We start from the raw sequence: 16,908 nt of genomic DNA, 5'->3' as shown, positions 1-16,908 counted from the left end.
ATGAGATTCAGATCGTAGTGACAGATGCTAAAAAGCGCAGGCAGTATTATGATGAGTATGGACTCTAGAACAGAGGTGTGGAAGATCATTCCTTTGATTTGTATATTCCGCATTGTGGAGATTCTGTAAAAGAGTGTTTTCTCAGACGTATTCCGGGGATAATAAGGGAAGTAATTATTTGTAATCGGGATATTGACAAATTATGGACAAAATGTTAAGATGGTTTCGTAAAAAACGAATAGCGTTTAGCGCACATGTACAGCTCATTACTACGGTAATGATTGAAGAATCGTTGGGTGAGAATCCCAAACAGGGCTTTCGTCCCTTGTAGTATATTCAGTCTGCAATTCACTGTATTCTTGTAGAAGTATTCATAAGGGATACTTTAATATAAAGGATAGGAGTGGATTCTTGGTTTGTACATTGATATTCCCTGCCGAATCCGGCAGGGATTTTTTTTGCACTTTGATAACAGAATATCGGAAGTAACGTTATCTCTTTATCTTTAGCTTTTGGAAATCCGGTGAGATACCGGTACGGTCTCATCCCCACTGTAATAAGGACGAACACTGCGAAGCCATTGGAAATTATTTCTGAGAAGGGCAGTAAGTAGGTTAGAGTATGTCTGAAAAATACTCTGGAACTTTAAGTCAGGAGACGGACTTTAGTAAAAATAAAAAACAAATATCTGTAGGCATAACGGAGGTTTATTTTTTATACCCTTTCTTATGGAAAACAGGTATCAAACGTGGTCTGAAAAGGCTGCGAAATGATATATTTTGCAGGATAACCTGCAAAAAAATAATACATTTAATTAAGGAGGAAACAAAATGAACATGAAAGTAAGAAAAAGCGTGATTGCATTCTTAATGGCAACAACAATGGTAGGAAGCACAGCAGTACCGGCTATGGCAGATACAGTAACTGCAAAAGTGTCTATAAAGACAACTGGTTTAACAGGAAAAAATAGTGCGTCACCAGACATTGTGCCAGAAAAAGTTGTTACAGTAACAAATTCCAACGGTTCTGTTACTGCACTAGATGTTCTGAAAGCAGTTTCGGGATCTGATACTGAAACAAAAGAGACTTTAAATGGTAAAACTTATCATTATCAAGGAGTTTTAAGTTGGTATGATAGTCAGTATGGAAATTATATTCCAGCTGTTAAAATGGAAAATCATGCTAATAGCGATTTAGGGAAAGTATTTGCAGATGATGGTACAGCAAATAAAACAGCAAACTCTCTTGCTAACGGAAGAGGAAAATATTTCAAATTATCAAATCTTAATACAACAGAAACAGAAAGCATGAAGGTTACAAAAAATTCAACCTGGAACAATATAGTACATAAAACAGATTGGCTTTCTGAGAAAGACTATAATAATTATTCAGGTTGGATGACTATTATTGATGGTAATACAGATAACTTAGGTGTTGATACTGTACTTTCCGACACTAAAGAACACACTGTATGCTTAGATTTTTCTATGATGATGGGATTAGATCTTGGATTTTCCAGTTATGTTCAGCAGGGAGATCAGTGGATTCAGGTTCCGGGTTGGAAATAAAGTAAATTTTAATAGCAAATAAAAAGATGAAGATACTAATGCTTTATAAAGTTTCACTTTATAAAGCATTAGTTCTTCGTCTTTTTCATATTATTTTAATTTTAGGGTGTAAATAGATATGAAGAAAAAGAAAAAAGAAAAAAAAATCTTATATCAGTTAATATTCTCAGCTTTTCTATTATTTAGTAATGCCTATCTTGTAAAAGCTAATTCAGATATATTATCACAAGATTCAACAGGGAAATACTGTATTAATACAGAACAAGATTATTATAATTTTATCGAAAATATACAAAATTATAATAATAAAACGGTTATACTATGTAATGACATTGACATTTCAGATGTTCCAGAAGCAACATCTAGTTTTGGCGGCATATTGAACGGAAAAGGACACACCATTACATATGCTTCAAAAGAAGCAAAAGAAAACATTGCTGTATTTCCTTTTCGTATAAATGACAATGGAATTGTAGAAAATATAAATGTACAAATTGATGAATCATATGCATATAATAGCGAAACAGATGAATTTCGAACTGTTCTTTTCGCAATGTGATGGAATTGCAAAAGGAATAACAATTAAAGGAAACGTAACTTGTATTTATGACGATGAAGATGAAGATGTTTCAATAGGTGCAATCGAGGGAAATGGAACTTTAATGGATTCTTCCATAGCGATAACTTACGATTTGCAGAGTGAAAAAACAATCGAAGAAATAGCTGAGGATATTGTTGAGAATGATTTAGAATTTGAATTTTGTCAATTAGGAACAACTTATGCTGGAATAACTTACCAAAATTGTATAGGATATGGACAGTATTCGGAAGCAATAAAGTCATTAGCAGATGAACTGGAACCCAAAATAGAAGATAATACATGGGGAAATCTATGTGTTTCATTTACACGAAAAAGTTTTTCTAGTACGTCAGCAAGTGCAACCAATTGTTATTATGATAAAGAAAATATGCCAGACATTAAAATCAGGTCTGAATATATTGCAAATAGAGATAATAATAAAGAGTTTCCTAATTATGCTGATTTTGGCAAAACTACGTCTGAAATGAAAAACCAGGGAACTTATGAAGGGTTTGACTTTAATAAAAAATGGACTATTTCCCCAGAAGATAATAATGGCTATCCATATTATAATCTACAAACCGAAGAAATAACTCTTAAAGTTCAGGCTTCCACTGAACCTAAAGTATGGAGTACAAGCGTACCCAGAGATTATAATCGTTTTGTTGATTATGCTAAAAATTATCATTTCCCATATCAAGTAGATATTATAGATGGTGAAAAAAAGAATATTTACGATGACGGTAATAATAATGTTGTAAATGTGATAGGTGTAAAATTTACAGATTTAACTGATGAACAACAATCTATTATTGAAAAATATGGTATAGAAGTAGTTTTGCCATCTGATGATGTAAAGAAAGATATAAAATCTGCTACAATTGATACGAGTTTTTTAGGCGAACGTCCATTAAGCGTAGAATGGATTAATATGCCTATTTTGAAATTTAAAGATGGAAAAGAAGCACAAGCAGAAGAAGATGGGTATAGTTTCAAAGTTGAAGTAGTTGACGGTACTGGTGAAGTTGTAGACAATGGAGCTAAGGGAAACTCAAGTAATCCAAGTAATTGGCCATCTTACTATGAAAAAGCTAAAAAGGCTTGTAACATTATTATGAACTATTGCCAAAATAAAAATGCCTTTGGATCTAAAGAATCCCCATCCTATGAAAATACAGATATTTGGGCCATTTTTACAGCAGCTAGATGCGGCTATATTCCATATGGAGATACAAATTATTTTGACAAATGGTTTGCAAATACCAAAGAGTATTTGCAGTTACTTAAAAATCAGGGAACTGATGTTTCTCAATGGAAGACAACAGAACTTTCAAAATTAATTTTAGCTATTGAAGCTATTGGATATGATCCAAGGGACATTTCGTCTGTAGACCTTCTTTCGGCAGTTGGATCAAGAAAAAGCACAGAACTTACTTATACAACTGTATATGCTATTAATGCAATAAAAGCAGGTGGGTATACCGCTGACACTTTTAAAGATACAGAACTTAACCAATGGGCACATGATACAGCAAAAGCTTTGTCAAATGCCGAAGACAAAATTTTTGCAAATGCCGACAATACCATGGGATGGCAGCCACTTATTTTCTGGTACAAAAAGCCTGGTTACGATGATGTAACAGAAGCTGTAGACAAGGCATTACATAAGCTTCCAGCAATTGCACAACGTTCAACAGGTTCATTCTGTACACCAGGATTTGAAACAGGATGTATGTCTTATGGAAACAACGCATGGAATGATGCACAGGCAATGCTTTTTGCAGGAACGTTTGGTGTAAATGTTTTAGATTCTTCCAGTGGATATACTAAGAATGGAAACAATATTCTTGATGCATTCTTTGATCTGGTAGATGTAGATGGTGTTTTTGACGGAAGTATTCATGGATTCACAAATTATGATGTTCCGCAGATTGCACGTGGTCTGGATGCATTTATCAGACAATATGAAAAAACATCCAGCTTCTGGGAATTTACAGACGTAACTGTTCCAACAAAAAAAGTTAACAACATGATCCTTGCCCTTAACGATGACAGTACGAAAAAGCAGATCAAAGAAGCGAGAGACGCTTACGAAGCATTAGACGAAACTCACAAGGCAATCTTTAACAAGGATACACTCAGAAAGCTTCTTGCAGCAGAGACTGGTTCAGGTAATTCTATTGAAAAAGCTATGGCAGCCATTGATGCGATCCCAGCAGCGGATAAGCTGACAATGGATGACAAGGCGGCTGTAGAGAAAGCAAGAACTCTTTATAATTCACTGAATGATGAAGAGAAATCTGTAATTACAAATTACTCTAAGCTGACTGAAGCAGAGGCTAAGATCAGAGAACTCGAGAAACAGCAGGAGCAGAAAGATAAGGATAAGAAAGCGGCAGAGAAGGTTATCGCTGATATTGATGCGCTTCCTTCTTCTTCTGAACTGACTCTTGATCCGTATGTTCTGCAGCTTCTTGACCGCGTACAGGCAGAGTACAATGCTCTTACGGATGCGCAGAAGGCTCTGGTTACGAATTACAGTACGTTACAGTATCTGAGAAATCTGATCCCTGATCTGAAGGCTGCGGCTGCAGTTGTTGATAAGATCAAGGCGATCGGTGAGGTTACTTCCGATAATTATCTGAAGAAACAGGCTCTTGTAGTGGAAGCCAGAACGGCTTATGATGCCCTGACAGCAGATCAGAAGAAGCGTGTGACAAACTATGCAGAGCTTGAAAAAGCGGAGTTGTTTATCAGCAGACAGAGTACGGATGAGAAGGTTGCTTATGTGATCTCCTTTATCGATGAACTGAATATCACTACTTCATCTTCAGGTGCTCTTTCTGACGGACCTCTGAGACTGACAGAGAAGAATAACAATGTTCCGACAGAGAAAATCTGGAATGACTGGAAGGCTTATGTGGTAAATGCAAGAGCATTGTATGATACGCTTGATGACCAGCAGAAAGCCCAGGTTACAAATACAGCTTCTCTGGAGAAAGCAGAAGGTTATATTTACCAGCTGAAAGCCGATGCGCTCAAGGCAATGCTTAAAGCACTCCCGGATGCGCAGACAGTACGAGGATATGAGGCACCTCAGCCGACTACAGTTCCATCAGCACAGGAGGCAGCTTCTGTTGAAGAGGAACAGGCGGTACCGGCACAGTCTGAGGAATCTGATTTCTCAGATGGAAGTGCGGACGCATTCAGCAGTGATGAAGTTGATGAGCAGGCAGCTGAGACAGTGGATATCCCTCAGGCAGAATCAGCTGAAGATACTGAAGATGTCCAGACAGATGTTGATTTCTCCTCTGATGAAGAAGTTCCGGCAGCAGGTGATACCTCTAAGCGTGAACTTACAGAAGCAGAGCTGAAACAGATTGCAGAAGCCAAGAATGCTTATGACAGATTAACAGAAACAGAAGAGAAGAAATTCAGAAGCGAGAACACCGCACTGGTTGAGAATATGGAGAAGCTTCTTGCCATGGCACTGACTTATGAGAAAGGCCAGAGTGCATATCAGCAGTTCTTCGCAGATGAAGCAGCACAGATTTATGCAACAGTAAAAGATCACCCGGTAGACAGAGATTCCTACGCAGATGTTAAGGCTTTCCTTGACCGTTATGCTAAGGATTATCAGGGACAGGAAGATGCCATGGCAGGCCTGAAAGTCAAAGTCGGCAGTCAGGAGATGACTTTTGCAGAGGTTATCGCAGCACTGACGGCACAGGCTGACAAGGCAGGTAAGGACATTTCAGATGCACAGCAGGCAGATGAGTGGATCAGCAATCTTCCGACTGCTGTTACCAAAGAGAACATTGCAAATGTGGAAGCAGAGCTTGCAGCACTTCAGAAGCTGATCGACGGCATGAGCGTGGAAGGCAAGTCCTATATGTGGAATGCGAAGCAGTTAGGGCTGATCAAGACGATCGTGGCAGATTACCACATTGAACTTGCGGGCAAACAGGGTGCATTTAAGGCAGATATGCCTGCAGATCTTCAGACAAAGGCAATCAACTATAAGACTGTCCAGATCAGCTGGAGCAGCGTGGATAACGCAGACGGATACATGGTATACCGCAGAACAGCAGACAGCGGATGGAAGAAGATCGCATCCCGGGTAACAGACATTTCCTATAAGGATCAGAAAGCAGTTACAGGAACAACCTATTATTATACTGTTAAGGCGTACTCTTACGCATGGGGCGAGATGACTGTAAGCAGCTATGACAAAGATGGTGTTGCAGGAAAAGCCAGACTTGGCAAAGTAAAGATTGCTACGGCAAATTCTGAAAGCTACAGTACGATCCGCGTAACATGGAATAAGGTTTCCGGTGCAAATGGATACAGAGTATACCGTTCCACTTCAAAGGATGGCAAGTATACAGCGATTGGTTCCACTGCAAAGAACAGCGCAGTTACATTCCTAGATAAGAAAGCAGTTACCGGTAAGACTTATTATTACAAAGTACGTGCTTACCGCAATGTAAGCGGAAAGAAAGTATACGGAAGCTATTCAGCAACAGAGAAAGCAAAGGCAGTACTTTCTGCTCCGACCCTGTCCGCAGGCTCAACTTCAAAGACAGCAGTGCTTGAATGGAGTAAGGTAAAGGGTGCTGATGGCTATCAGGTATATGCCAGCGATTCCCAAAATGGTACCTATACCCGCATAAAGATCACCAAAGGTACAGGTGCGACAGACGAGAGCCTCCTCACCGGAAAGACCCGTTACTATAAAGTACGTGCTTACAGAAAAGTAAACGGAAAAGCAGTTTATGGCTCTTTCTCAAAGATTAAAAAAGTAACTGTTAAATAATAAAATCAGTATGCAGTGTGTTATCAACACACTGCATACCCCAAAAGAAGGTAAGAGAATGAAAAAAGCATTTATAATTATAATTTTATGTATGATTTTGCAAATTTTTACAGTTACTGTATATGCAAATGATAGCAATGTAAATATTGTAAGCGCTGATAATTATGAATCACGGGAATTTAATCAATGGAAGCGCGCTAAGTATGATTTTTCATTTAATGTATCTACCGAAAAGAAAACTATAAAGGCATTATGCAGTGCTGTGTTAACTGCAACTGGAACAGCAATTGGATCTTGCGGAGGTGAAGGAGCAGCTATAGCAGGAAGTGCAATTGGAGCGGGAATTTCTTCTTATGCGAGTGATTGTATAGAGGAACATTACAGTAAATTCAAAAAAAAGGGATATGGTACTTCAATTACAGCTATGTATGGTTCAAAATTGCGCGTGATTATATCAATATATTCAGATTCAGCAAGAACAAAATTAGTTTCTGAATATAAAATGTCTACAGATTCCTATCCTGTATAATTTATATATATGAATAAAATAAAAATATTTTTGCTGACTATTTCATTAATGTTTTTGGCGAGCCTGGCAGCTATATTTATATCAAGAGAATTTATATTCCACAATAAAATTTCAGATTTGAGCTGCCTGTTAAACATATGGAAAGATACTTATGGATGGAATTTTCTGATAAATGTAATAATCGCTCTGATAATTGCTGCAAAATTTGGAAAGAATGATACAAAAAAATAAGGCAGATGTCCTTTCTACCTGCTATATGACAGGGGGAGAGTCATCTGTCATTTTGTAATTTCAGGAATTGCGGGTGCTATTTTACCCGGATGTAATTTTTTAGATTAAAAACGCGGAGGAAACAAATGAATAAACAATGGATGGCACTGCTTCTCAGTACAGGAATTGCTGTGACCGCATGTCCTGTACCCGCAGCCCAGATGCCACCGGCTGAGCAGATACACGGGGAGGCAGAAGAAACTTCTGTCCCTGTACAGCATGATGATTCTGACGACAGAGAAACTGCGAATGAATTCCAGTCTGACACCGAACCATCTCAGTCAGAGACAGACGATGGCGCGGCCGGAAATGAAGAAGAAAATAATGAAGCCGGTGAAGAAAAGCTGGATATACCAGCCATGATTTCCTGTATTCAGGAAGCAGCGGCGCTCGAAGAAATTGATCTGTCCTCAGAAACGGTCTCGAAGTTCTTTCTTGCCAGTGACACCTATGACAGTCTGACAGAAGAGGAGCAGGCAGAAATTGATGCCGGAGTCAAAGAGACTCTTGAAACTGTCCGAAACCGTATTGCGGCACTGATTTCTTCTGACAGTGGAGTGACCGCCACGGGAAATCCCTGGTATGTGCAGACCCATGTGCAGGAGAACCCGGATCAGGAACAGACTATACAGGAGCTCTCCGAAGCATATCCGGGGACTCTTCCACAGCTTCTTTATGATATAAATATTTCCTATACGGATATCCGTACAGGAGAAAACTATCAGCCAATGACGATGATCTCTCTGACATTTCCTGTCCCGGATGGATATGAGAGTCTGACGAAACCGAGGGTTCTTAGAAGTACCGGGGATTCGTTTATGGAACTGACCCCTCAGACGACAGAAGATAACCGCTTCTATCTGGACAGTGCCAGAACTTTAAACCATCTGATCATTGCTGACTTTCCCGCAGGACTTCAGGGAATCTCTCTTAACAGTAAATCCGTTAAGATCAACCGGGGGCAGAAATACACCCTGAAGGTGGTCCCGGTACCGGAATCGGTTACGGAAGAGTATACAGTGACATGGAAAAGCAGTGACACTTCTGTTGCGAAAGTAAGCAAAAAGGGAGTTGTCACAGCAGTAAAGAATGGCAAAGCTACGATTACCGCTTCTGTAACACAACACCCGGAAATGACGGCCTCCTGTAAGGTAACGGTCATGCAGGGAGCAAATGCCCTGAAGAAATCGGTCAGTCAGGTTATGGCAGAGACCAGCGCCTATATGCGTGCAACAGATACCAATCCTTCTGTTGGCAGCGAATGGTATGTGCTTGGGCTGGCGAGAGGCGGTTTAAGCCTGAAGGAGAAATATTTCTCTACCTATTATAATCACACGGCAAATTATATCGAGGAAAAGAAGGGAATCCTTACCAATACTTCCAAATATACAGAGTATTCCAAGAGAATCCTGGTCCTGACCTCGGAGGGGAAGGATGCCCGCAATGTGGGGGGTTACAATCTGTTTCGATATATCTCTGATCTCAGCCTTGTGAAGGAACAGGGATTAAACGGCCCGATCTGGGCACTCCTTGCCCTTAACTGCCACCCGGAATATTCTTTCCCGGAGAACCCGTCTGCGAAGGAGCAGAATTCGGAATCTGCGCTGGTGAATTTCCTGCTGCAGAGTGAACTCCCGGGTGGCGGATGGACGCTGATGGGGAGTAATGCAGATTCTGATATCACCGGCATGACACTGCAGGCGCTGGCACCGTATTATCATAAATCAGGTTATGAGAATGTGACTGCTGCCATTGACAGAGGGCTGAATAAATTGTCGGAAATGCAGAACGACAGCGGTGGATATTCCACGATGGGTGTGGAGACAGAGGAGTCCTGTGCACAGATCATTACGGCTTTATGCAGCCTTGGGATTGACCCGGAGACGGATTCGCGTTTCATCAAGGGCGGCCACTGGACAATAGAGAATCTTCTTTCCTATCATATCGATGGAAGTGGATTTATGCATGTAAAGGCGGGTGCCGGAAATAACGGCGGGGCGGCAGCAGGCACTCTGGACGGGATGGCTACGGAGCAGGGATATTACGCACTGGTTGCCTACCAGCGCCTGAAGGATGGCAAGACGAGCCTTTATGATATGTCAGATGTGAGTATCAAAAAAGGTGGCAAGGGAGATGGTTCCGGTACCGGTCTGAAAGAACCCACGCCGATTCCTACCCCGACGCCGGTTCCTGCCACAACACCGTCAGGCGGCAATACGAAAACGCCGGGTGGATCCGGGAAATCTCTGGGTGGTAAGTCTTCCGGCAGCAAAAGCTCCACGGGTTCCGAAAGCTCAGGAAAGGATAGTGGCTCCGGTTCAAAGGATTCTAAAAACAGTAAATCAAAGAACAGTAAGTCATCAAAGGATAAGAATTCGGGCGGCTGGGATTTCGAAGCAGAGCCTTATACAGAGTCGGAAGAGACTTCACAGATGGATACCGGTGAGGATGGATATCAGGAAACTGCCGGGGAGAGTGGAACCGGAAGTCTGACCTCAAAGAAGAAAGAATATGGTATGATCTTTGGTTTTGCGGCAGGCGGTGCTCTGGCGGGAGGACTGGCAGGCAGTGGCATTAAGGCCGGAGTGAGGGCTCTTATTAAGAAGCGGAGGAAGAAGAAATGAGGATAAAGAAAAAGGGACTTGCCCTGTGGCTTGCACTGTTTCTGGGGGTAAGTTCGCTCTCAGGCTGTGGCGGCGGGGATGACGGCATGACACAGCTTTCCGAAAAAGGAGCTGAGATCTTAAACAGCACGGAGGAAGACTCTGATACAGATGTGGAACCTTTGAAGCAGAAAACAAAGCTTCCTGAGGACGGAATCATCACCCAGGCGCAGATGGAAACGATCGCCGGAAAGGACGAAAAGTATTATTTTACCGGAAAAACGGACAGCGGGATCAGTTATAAATGGACTTACAATGGAAGCCAGATTCAGAATCCGGTGGAGCAAAAACTTCTGGTACAGTGCAGTGAAGATGGAACAGAAGAGGTAAAGAAGCTTGCCAATGATGCGCCTTATGCGTTGAAAGTCACACTGGAGAAGATGAATCTGGCAGCGCCTGCGAAGCTGACCCTGAATCTGAAAGAAAAATGGGACGCGGATAAGGTTCTTTACTGTCTGGAAGAAGATGGAAAGCTTTATCAGCTTGATACTGCAAAGATTACTACCAGAGAAACCGGAAAGAAAAAAACAGAGCGCACAACACTTACCTTTAACGTGACTAAGACAGGAGGAGATTTCTATCTGATCGGCGGTTCTACCACAGGTGAATCTACGGATGAATCCGATGACAAATCCAAGGGCACTGCTGATAATAAGGATACACAAAACGGTGAAAATTCCACTGGAAGTTCTGGCGGTCAGTCCAGCACAGATGGAAATACCAGTTCCGGACAGACAGACTCTTCCGGCGATGGAACAGGCAATACAGACACTTCCGGTGGCGATGACAGCTCAGATACAGCCATGACCTGTACTTTCTCTATCGAGTGTTCTACGATCCTGAATAACTGGGATGATCTGAAAGAGTCCAAGGCAGAATTTGTGCCTGCGGACGGCTGGATCCTGTATCCTTCGGAGGTGGAGTTCTATGAGGGGGAGACGGTATTTGATGTGCTGAAGCGTGTATGTAATCAGGCCGGTATTCAGATGGAGTCGGAGTGGACACCTATGTATAACAGTTATTATGTATCCGGTATCAATAACCTGTATGAGTTTGACTGTGGCAAGGATTCCGGATGGATGTACTGTGTCAACGGCTGGTATCCGAATTATGGCTGCTCGAAATATACGCTGGAGGACGGCGATACGGTAGAATGGCGTTATACCTGCAATCTTGGCAGGGATGTGGGGGATCAGTATTATGACTGATGCTTTTTCCAGGTGCCATCCTGTTTTAAATTTCTTTTATTTTGCCGTGGTGCTGGGGTTTACCATGTTTATCCAGCACCCGGTTTACCTGGCAGTCTCTTTTGTGGCTGCCACAGCTTACTCCATGTGGCTTAACGGAGTAAAGAAGGTTCTGAAAATCAATTTTCTTCTGACGCTACCGAGTCTCCTTATCGTGGCACTCTTAAACCCGATGTTTAACCATTACGGAGTCACACCGCTTCTTTATATAGAAAGCAGCGGAAACTGGGTTACGCTGGAGGCAATGGTATATGGAATCGTTCTGGGATGTGTACTTTTTATTATGATTTTGTGGTTCTCCTGCTATAACCAGATCATGACAAGTGATAAATTTATCTATCTTTTTGGCAGGATTATCCCTGCGATGTCTCTGATGCTGTCTATGGCGCTTCGGTTTGTGCCTCACTTTATGGCCCAGCTGAAGGTGATCCGCAATGGACAGAAATGCGTGGGGATGGATGTGAGCAATGGCAAATGGTTTAAGAAGATCCGTTATGCGTTAAATATGGTGTCCATTCTTGTCACATGGGCACTGGAAAATGCGATTGAGACGGCTGATTCCATGAAAAGCCGTGGCTATGGGTTAAGAGGACGTACGGCTTTTTCTATTTACCGTTTCAACAGAAGGGATAAACTACTGGGAACTATGCTTGTCGGGCTTTGTGTGATTTTCGGATATGGATGTTACCGGGGAGCTGCTTTTGCACAGTACAATCCCAGAATCCTGCTTGCCGGTTTTACTGTTTTCGGAAGGGTTCCGAAGCAGTCGTGCAGTCTGCTGCTGGCTGCTGTCACATTTGTCAGCTTTAGTGTGTTCTGTTTTCTGCCGCTGATTCTGGATCTGTGTGAGGAATCTGCCATGAAGAAAAGCAGAAGCCACGTACAGGGAGAGATGGCAGTGACCTACAGAAAGATTTATGAAGATATGGAAGGAGAAGCGAGATGAAGATAATAGAAGTGAGAGATTTTTCCTTCCGTTATGAGAATGGCAGCAGGGAGTCACTGTCTCATGTGTCACTGGATGTGGAGGAGGGTACCTTTAATGTGCTGTGCGGTAAGAGTGGCTGTGGCAAGAGTACGCTGCTTCGCCAGCTGAAGTCGGATCTGGCTCCTTTTGGCAGCAGTTCCGGGAAAATCTGTTATTATGGGCGGGATTTGAAGGAAGTCGGCCACCGGCAGCAGAGCCAGGAAATTGGCTATGTACTGCAAAATCCCGAAAATCAGATCGTGACAGATAAGGTGTGGCATGAGCTTGCATTTGGTCTGGAAAGTCTGGGATATGATACGCCTACGATTCGTCTGAGAGTGGCAGAGATGGCAAGCTATTTCGGGATTCATCAGTGGTTTTATAAGAATGTCTCGGAGCTGTCCGGAGGGCAGAAGCAGCTTTTAAACCTGGCGGCGATCATGGCTATGCACCCGAAACTTCTGATTCTGGATGAACCGACTTCTCAGCTTGATCCGATCGCGGCTTCTGATTTTCTGGAAACGGTGAGAAAGATTAACCGGGATATCGGCACTACCATAATTCTGACGGAGCACCGGCTGCAAGATGTCATCCCATGGGCGGACAGGGTATATGTGATGGATAAGGGCAGTCTGCTCACGCAGGGGGCACCACGGGAGATCGGTGAGTTTCTGAAGAGGGAACATCATGGAATGTTTCTGTCCATGCCGGTTCCCATGCAGGTCTATGCAGAGGTAGAAAATGATCTGCCATGTCCGCTGACTGTAAGAGAGGGAAGGAACTGGATCACACAGGTGATGGCAGCAGCTTCTAATACAGTTTCTGCTTCTGAAGAAAGTTATTTTTGCAAAAATAAACAAAAACTGCAAAAAAAGCTGAATACAGTCAAAGATAAACTGCTGCCTGATTCCAAAAGCTCTCTGCCACCGGCGATTGAGGTAAAGGATGTGTGGTTTCGCTATGAAAAAGACGGAAAGGACGTTGTACAGGATCTGAACCTGAAAGTAAAGCAGGGAGAATTTTATGCGCTTGTCGGTGGAAACGGAACGGGGAAAAGTACGACTTTATCTCTGATCAGTCGTGTCCGTGCTCCCTACAGAGGCAAGATTCTCCTGAATGGGATTGATATCCGCAGGTATACGGATACCCAGCTTTACAGAGGGTATCTGGGTGTGCTGCCACAGAATCCCCAGAGCATGTTTATCAAGAAGACAGTCCGGGAGGATCTGTATTCTATCATCGGTGGGGCAAAGGAGAAGAAATCTTCCGAATACACTGCCAATATGAGGAAGGCAGAGGCAATCGAGGGAATCGTAAGTCTGACCAGACTGGAAGGACTGCTTGACCGTCATCCGTATGATTTAAGCGGTGGAGAACAGCAGCGTCTTGCACTGGCTAAGGTTCTGCTGTTGCAGCCGAGGCTTCTTCTGATGGATGAACCAACGAAGGGGCTGGATGCAGAATATAAACAGGAACTGGGAGACATTTTAAAGAAGCTCAAAGCTCACGGGATCACTATCTTTATGATCTCGCATGATGTGGAGTTTGTCGCAGAATATGCAGACAGGATCGGCCTGTTCTTTCAGGGAAATGTGGTGACGTGTAAGAGTGCAAGGGATTTCTTTGCGGGAAACAGCTTTTATACGACTGCTGCCAATCGCATGGCAAGGCATTATTTTCCTGATGCTGTTACCGGAAAGGAGGTAGCTGCGTGCTTGAAGGCAAGGCTTTAGACCAGTTTATGGACCGTTTCTTCGGGGATTCCTGTGCACAGAGCCTGCCCGGGGAAGAGGAATCCGGACAGGAATTAGAGGAATATGAGCTGAAAGAGGATGGAATCATTATCCAGCCGATCCATAAAGGAAAGATTGAGAAGCGTACCTGGATTGGTCTGATCATGTTTCTGGCTTTTGTTCCGCTGGTGCTTTTTATCCTGGTTCATAAGTTTCATGGTAAGCATGATGTAGTGATCAGTCTTTTAATACTTGCCTATGCCACGATCCCGTTCTTTATGGTATTTGAGGGCCGGCATCCACAGGCAAGAGAGATTATGGTCATTGCCGTAATGGCGGCTCTTGGGGTCGCAGGCAGGAGTGCTTTCTTTATGATCGGAAGCTTTAAGCCGATTGCGGCCATCGTGATCATTACCGGGGTTTCCTTAGGTGGTGAGGCGGGGTTTCTGTGTGCCTGTCTGATCATGATGATCTCAAATATGTTTTTCGGGCAGGGACCGTGGACACCCTGGCAGATGTTTTCCTATGGAATGATCGGATATCTGGCAGGAATCCTTTTTCAGAAAGGGATTCTCAAAGCCAGGAAGGTGGATCTGTGTATTTACGGATTCTTAAGTGTGTTTCTGATCTTCGGCGGGATCATGAATCCGGCATCTATTCTGATGGCATACGGATACATCACAAAGAAGAGCCTGATCGCGTTTTATATCTCAGGTGCACCGGTAGATCTGGTGCAGGCAACTTCTACGGTAATCTTCCTGTGGATCCTAAGCAGGCCTCTGCTGGAGAAACTGGAGAGAGTAAAAAGAAAATACGGGCTGCTGCAGCGGCCCGAAAATAAGGAGGAAAATGAATATGACAAAGAATAAGCTATGGCAGGCCATTAAGGGGCTGACTCTTGCAGCCGGAATGGCAGTGGGGATTTTTGCGCTGGGACAGACCGATGTTCTGGCAGATACCCTGACGCTGACTGTGGAGAAGAACACGATCGGCCAGGGTATGATCCTGGATCCTGTACAGGTGGAATTTGCGAAAGGAGAAACCTGTGCAGATGTTCTGCTCCGCGGGTTAAGTGAGAACGGGATTACGCCGCTTTATGACACAAATACAAGTTATGGTTTCTACTTAAGGGGAATTGCCAACTGTGACAGTGGAAGCCTGAATCCACCGGCATGTATCCAGAAGGTTCTCTCCGAGACTTCCACCTGGACCGGTGATGCCTATAAGCTTACTGATAACAAATATGCACCGGATCTGACAGAATTTTCCTACTGCTCCGCATCCGGATGGACGTATACTCTGGATAATGTATTTATGGGTGTCGGAATGGGTGCGAGTCATCCGTCAGACGGAAGTGTCCTGCGTGTTATGTTTGCCCTTTGCGGTGGTACGGACATTACAGGATGTGACCCGTATAATAATAACAGGCAGATTTTTGAGGCGGCAGATAAGAGCGAGCTTATCCGCATGATGGGAAAGGCAAATGCAGAGCGTTCCAGATGGTCCCAGGTCAGCGGATTCTCCGGTGCATATGCCGAAGCGGACAGTGCGCTGACTACGCTGGATGCGTCTGCAAACAGAGTTTATGAAGCGGTTCAGCTGCTTAAAAGTATTGAGTCAAAGCTTCCGGTAGCACCGAAGCTGATCAGCTTAAATGCTTCTGATCTGACTCTTACAAAGGGAGACAGCTATACACTGACTTATACGATTGTTCCGTCTGATGCGGTGGGAACTGTAAGCTGGACTTCTTCCAACAATTCTGTTGCAAGTGTAAACGGTGGTGTGGTAACAGCAGTGGGAGAAGGTTCTGCGGTGATTACTGCGAGAGTTTCCGGAAGTGTCTATGCGACCTGCAATATTTCCGTTTCTTCCAGACCGGTCAGTGTGACAGGGGTGAGTATTTCTCCGTCCAGCCTGAATCTCTCAACGAAAAGCGGTTCCAGGACACTGGATTACACGATCACGCCAAACGGCGCAAAACCGTCCTCTTTGTACTGGGAATCTTCCAACTCTTCTGTAGTAACCGTAGATGGCTCCGGCAAGGTAACTCCTGTGGGTGCCGGTTCTGCAGATATTACACTGACTACGGACAATGGAACGAAAGGCACCTGCCACGTGACTGTTACAGCACCGGCACAGAGCATTGCTTTGAGTGACAAAACGCTGACTCTGGCAATTGATCAGGGAACCTATACCCTGACCTGGACATTCAGTCCGAAGGGAAGCGGCGGGGAACTGGTATGGACCTCTGATAATGCAGGCGTTGCCAAAGTAGACCAGAAGGGTGTTATCACACCTGTTTCTGTAGGAGAAACCGATATCCGTGTAAAAACAGATCAGAATGTAACCGCAGTGTGCCATGTAGTTGTAAAGGGTACTGCAAAAGACCTCTTTGCAGCAGGAATGCCAGAGATCACAACCTGCAAGGCGGCAGGAAATACAGTTCTTCTTACTTGGAATAAATATGAAAATGCAGATTCTTACATTATTTTAAGACGTAAGATGGGTGAAAGCAAATTCGCAAAGATTGCTACG

10 protein-coding genes and 1 riboswitch are annotated in these 16,908 nt (G+C 43.4%); all 10 genes read left to right on the top strand.

The annotated features are described in order from the left end of the window. Positions 1 to 466 precede the first annotated feature (466 nt). A riboswitch (cobalamin riboswitch) is annotated at positions 467 to 681 on the top strand. 149 nt (positions 682 to 830) lie between these two features. Beyond that, positions 831 to 1,568 carry a hypothetical protein gene (locus AC075J_RS03285; RefSeq protein WP_025580300.1) on the top strand — a complete coding sequence of 246 codons (738 nt, stop codon included), beginning with the start codon at positions 831 to 833 and terminating at the stop codon, positions 1,566 to 1,568. A gap of 118 nt (positions 1,569 to 1,686) precedes the next feature. After that, positions 1,687 to 2,127 carry a hypothetical protein gene (locus AC075J_RS03280; protein WP_476389985.1) on the top strand — a complete coding sequence of 147 codons (441 nt, stop codon included), beginning with the start codon at positions 1,687 to 1,689 and terminating at the stop codon, positions 2,125 to 2,127. After that, complete coding sequence (locus AC075J_RS03275; RefSeq protein ID WP_476389984.1) at positions 2,096 to 6,964, top strand: hypothetical protein; 4,869 nt, start codon at positions 2,096 to 2,098, stop codon at positions 6,962 to 6,964. The genes AC075J_RS03280 and AC075J_RS03275 overlap by 32 nt, the downstream gene beginning before the upstream one ends. A 58-nt stretch (positions 6,965 to 7,022) precedes the next feature. Then, positions 7,023 to 7,493, top strand: coding sequence for a hypothetical protein (locus AC075J_RS03270; RefSeq protein WP_025580297.1), 471 nt, complete (start codon positions 7,023 to 7,025; stop codon positions 7,491 to 7,493). Between the two features lie 356 nt (positions 7,494 to 7,849). Continuing rightward, positions 7,850 to 10,387, top strand: coding sequence for an Ig-like domain-containing protein (locus AC075J_RS03265; RefSeq protein WP_476389983.1), 2,538 nt, complete (start codon positions 7,850 to 7,852; stop codon positions 10,385 to 10,387). Then, complete coding sequence (locus AC075J_RS03260; RefSeq protein WP_025580293.1) at positions 10,384 to 11,634, top strand: DUF4430 domain-containing protein; 1,251 nt, start codon at positions 10,384 to 10,386, stop codon at positions 11,632 to 11,634. Before AC075J_RS03265 ends, AC075J_RS03260 begins: the two co-directional genes overlap by 4 nt. Then, the gene (locus AC075J_RS03255) at positions 11,627 to 12,619 is read left to right on the top strand and encodes an energy-coupling factor transporter transmembrane component T (protein WP_476389982.1); all 993 of its coding nucleotides are present in this window, start codon (positions 11,627 to 11,629) and stop codon (positions 12,617 to 12,619) included. Before AC075J_RS03260 ends, AC075J_RS03255 begins: the two co-directional genes overlap by 8 nt. After that, positions 12,616 to 14,373: an ABC transporter ATP-binding protein gene (locus AC075J_RS03250; RefSeq protein ID WP_161276300.1), complete on the top strand. Its 1,758-nt coding sequence runs from the start codon at positions 12,616 to 12,618 to the stop codon at positions 14,371 to 14,373. The genes AC075J_RS03255 and AC075J_RS03250 overlap by 4 nt, the downstream gene beginning before the upstream one ends. Continuing rightward, positions 14,352 to 15,242, top strand: a complete 891-nt coding sequence (locus AC075J_RS03245; protein WP_022380417.1) for an ECF transporter S component — start codon at positions 14,352 to 14,354, stop codon at positions 15,240 to 15,242. The genes AC075J_RS03250 and AC075J_RS03245 overlap by 22 nt, the downstream gene beginning before the upstream one ends. Continuing rightward, a partial coding sequence (locus tag AC075J_RS03240; RefSeq protein WP_476389981.1) for an Ig-like domain-containing protein occupies positions 15,229 to 16,908 on the top strand: 1,680 nt, incomplete at its 3' end. The genes AC075J_RS03245 and AC075J_RS03240, both read left to right, overlap by 14 nt.

The sequence above is a fragment of the Blautia sp. ZXY-1-C6 genome, assembly GCF_056339875.1.
This window is presented reverse-complemented; position numbering and strand designations above follow the sequence as displayed.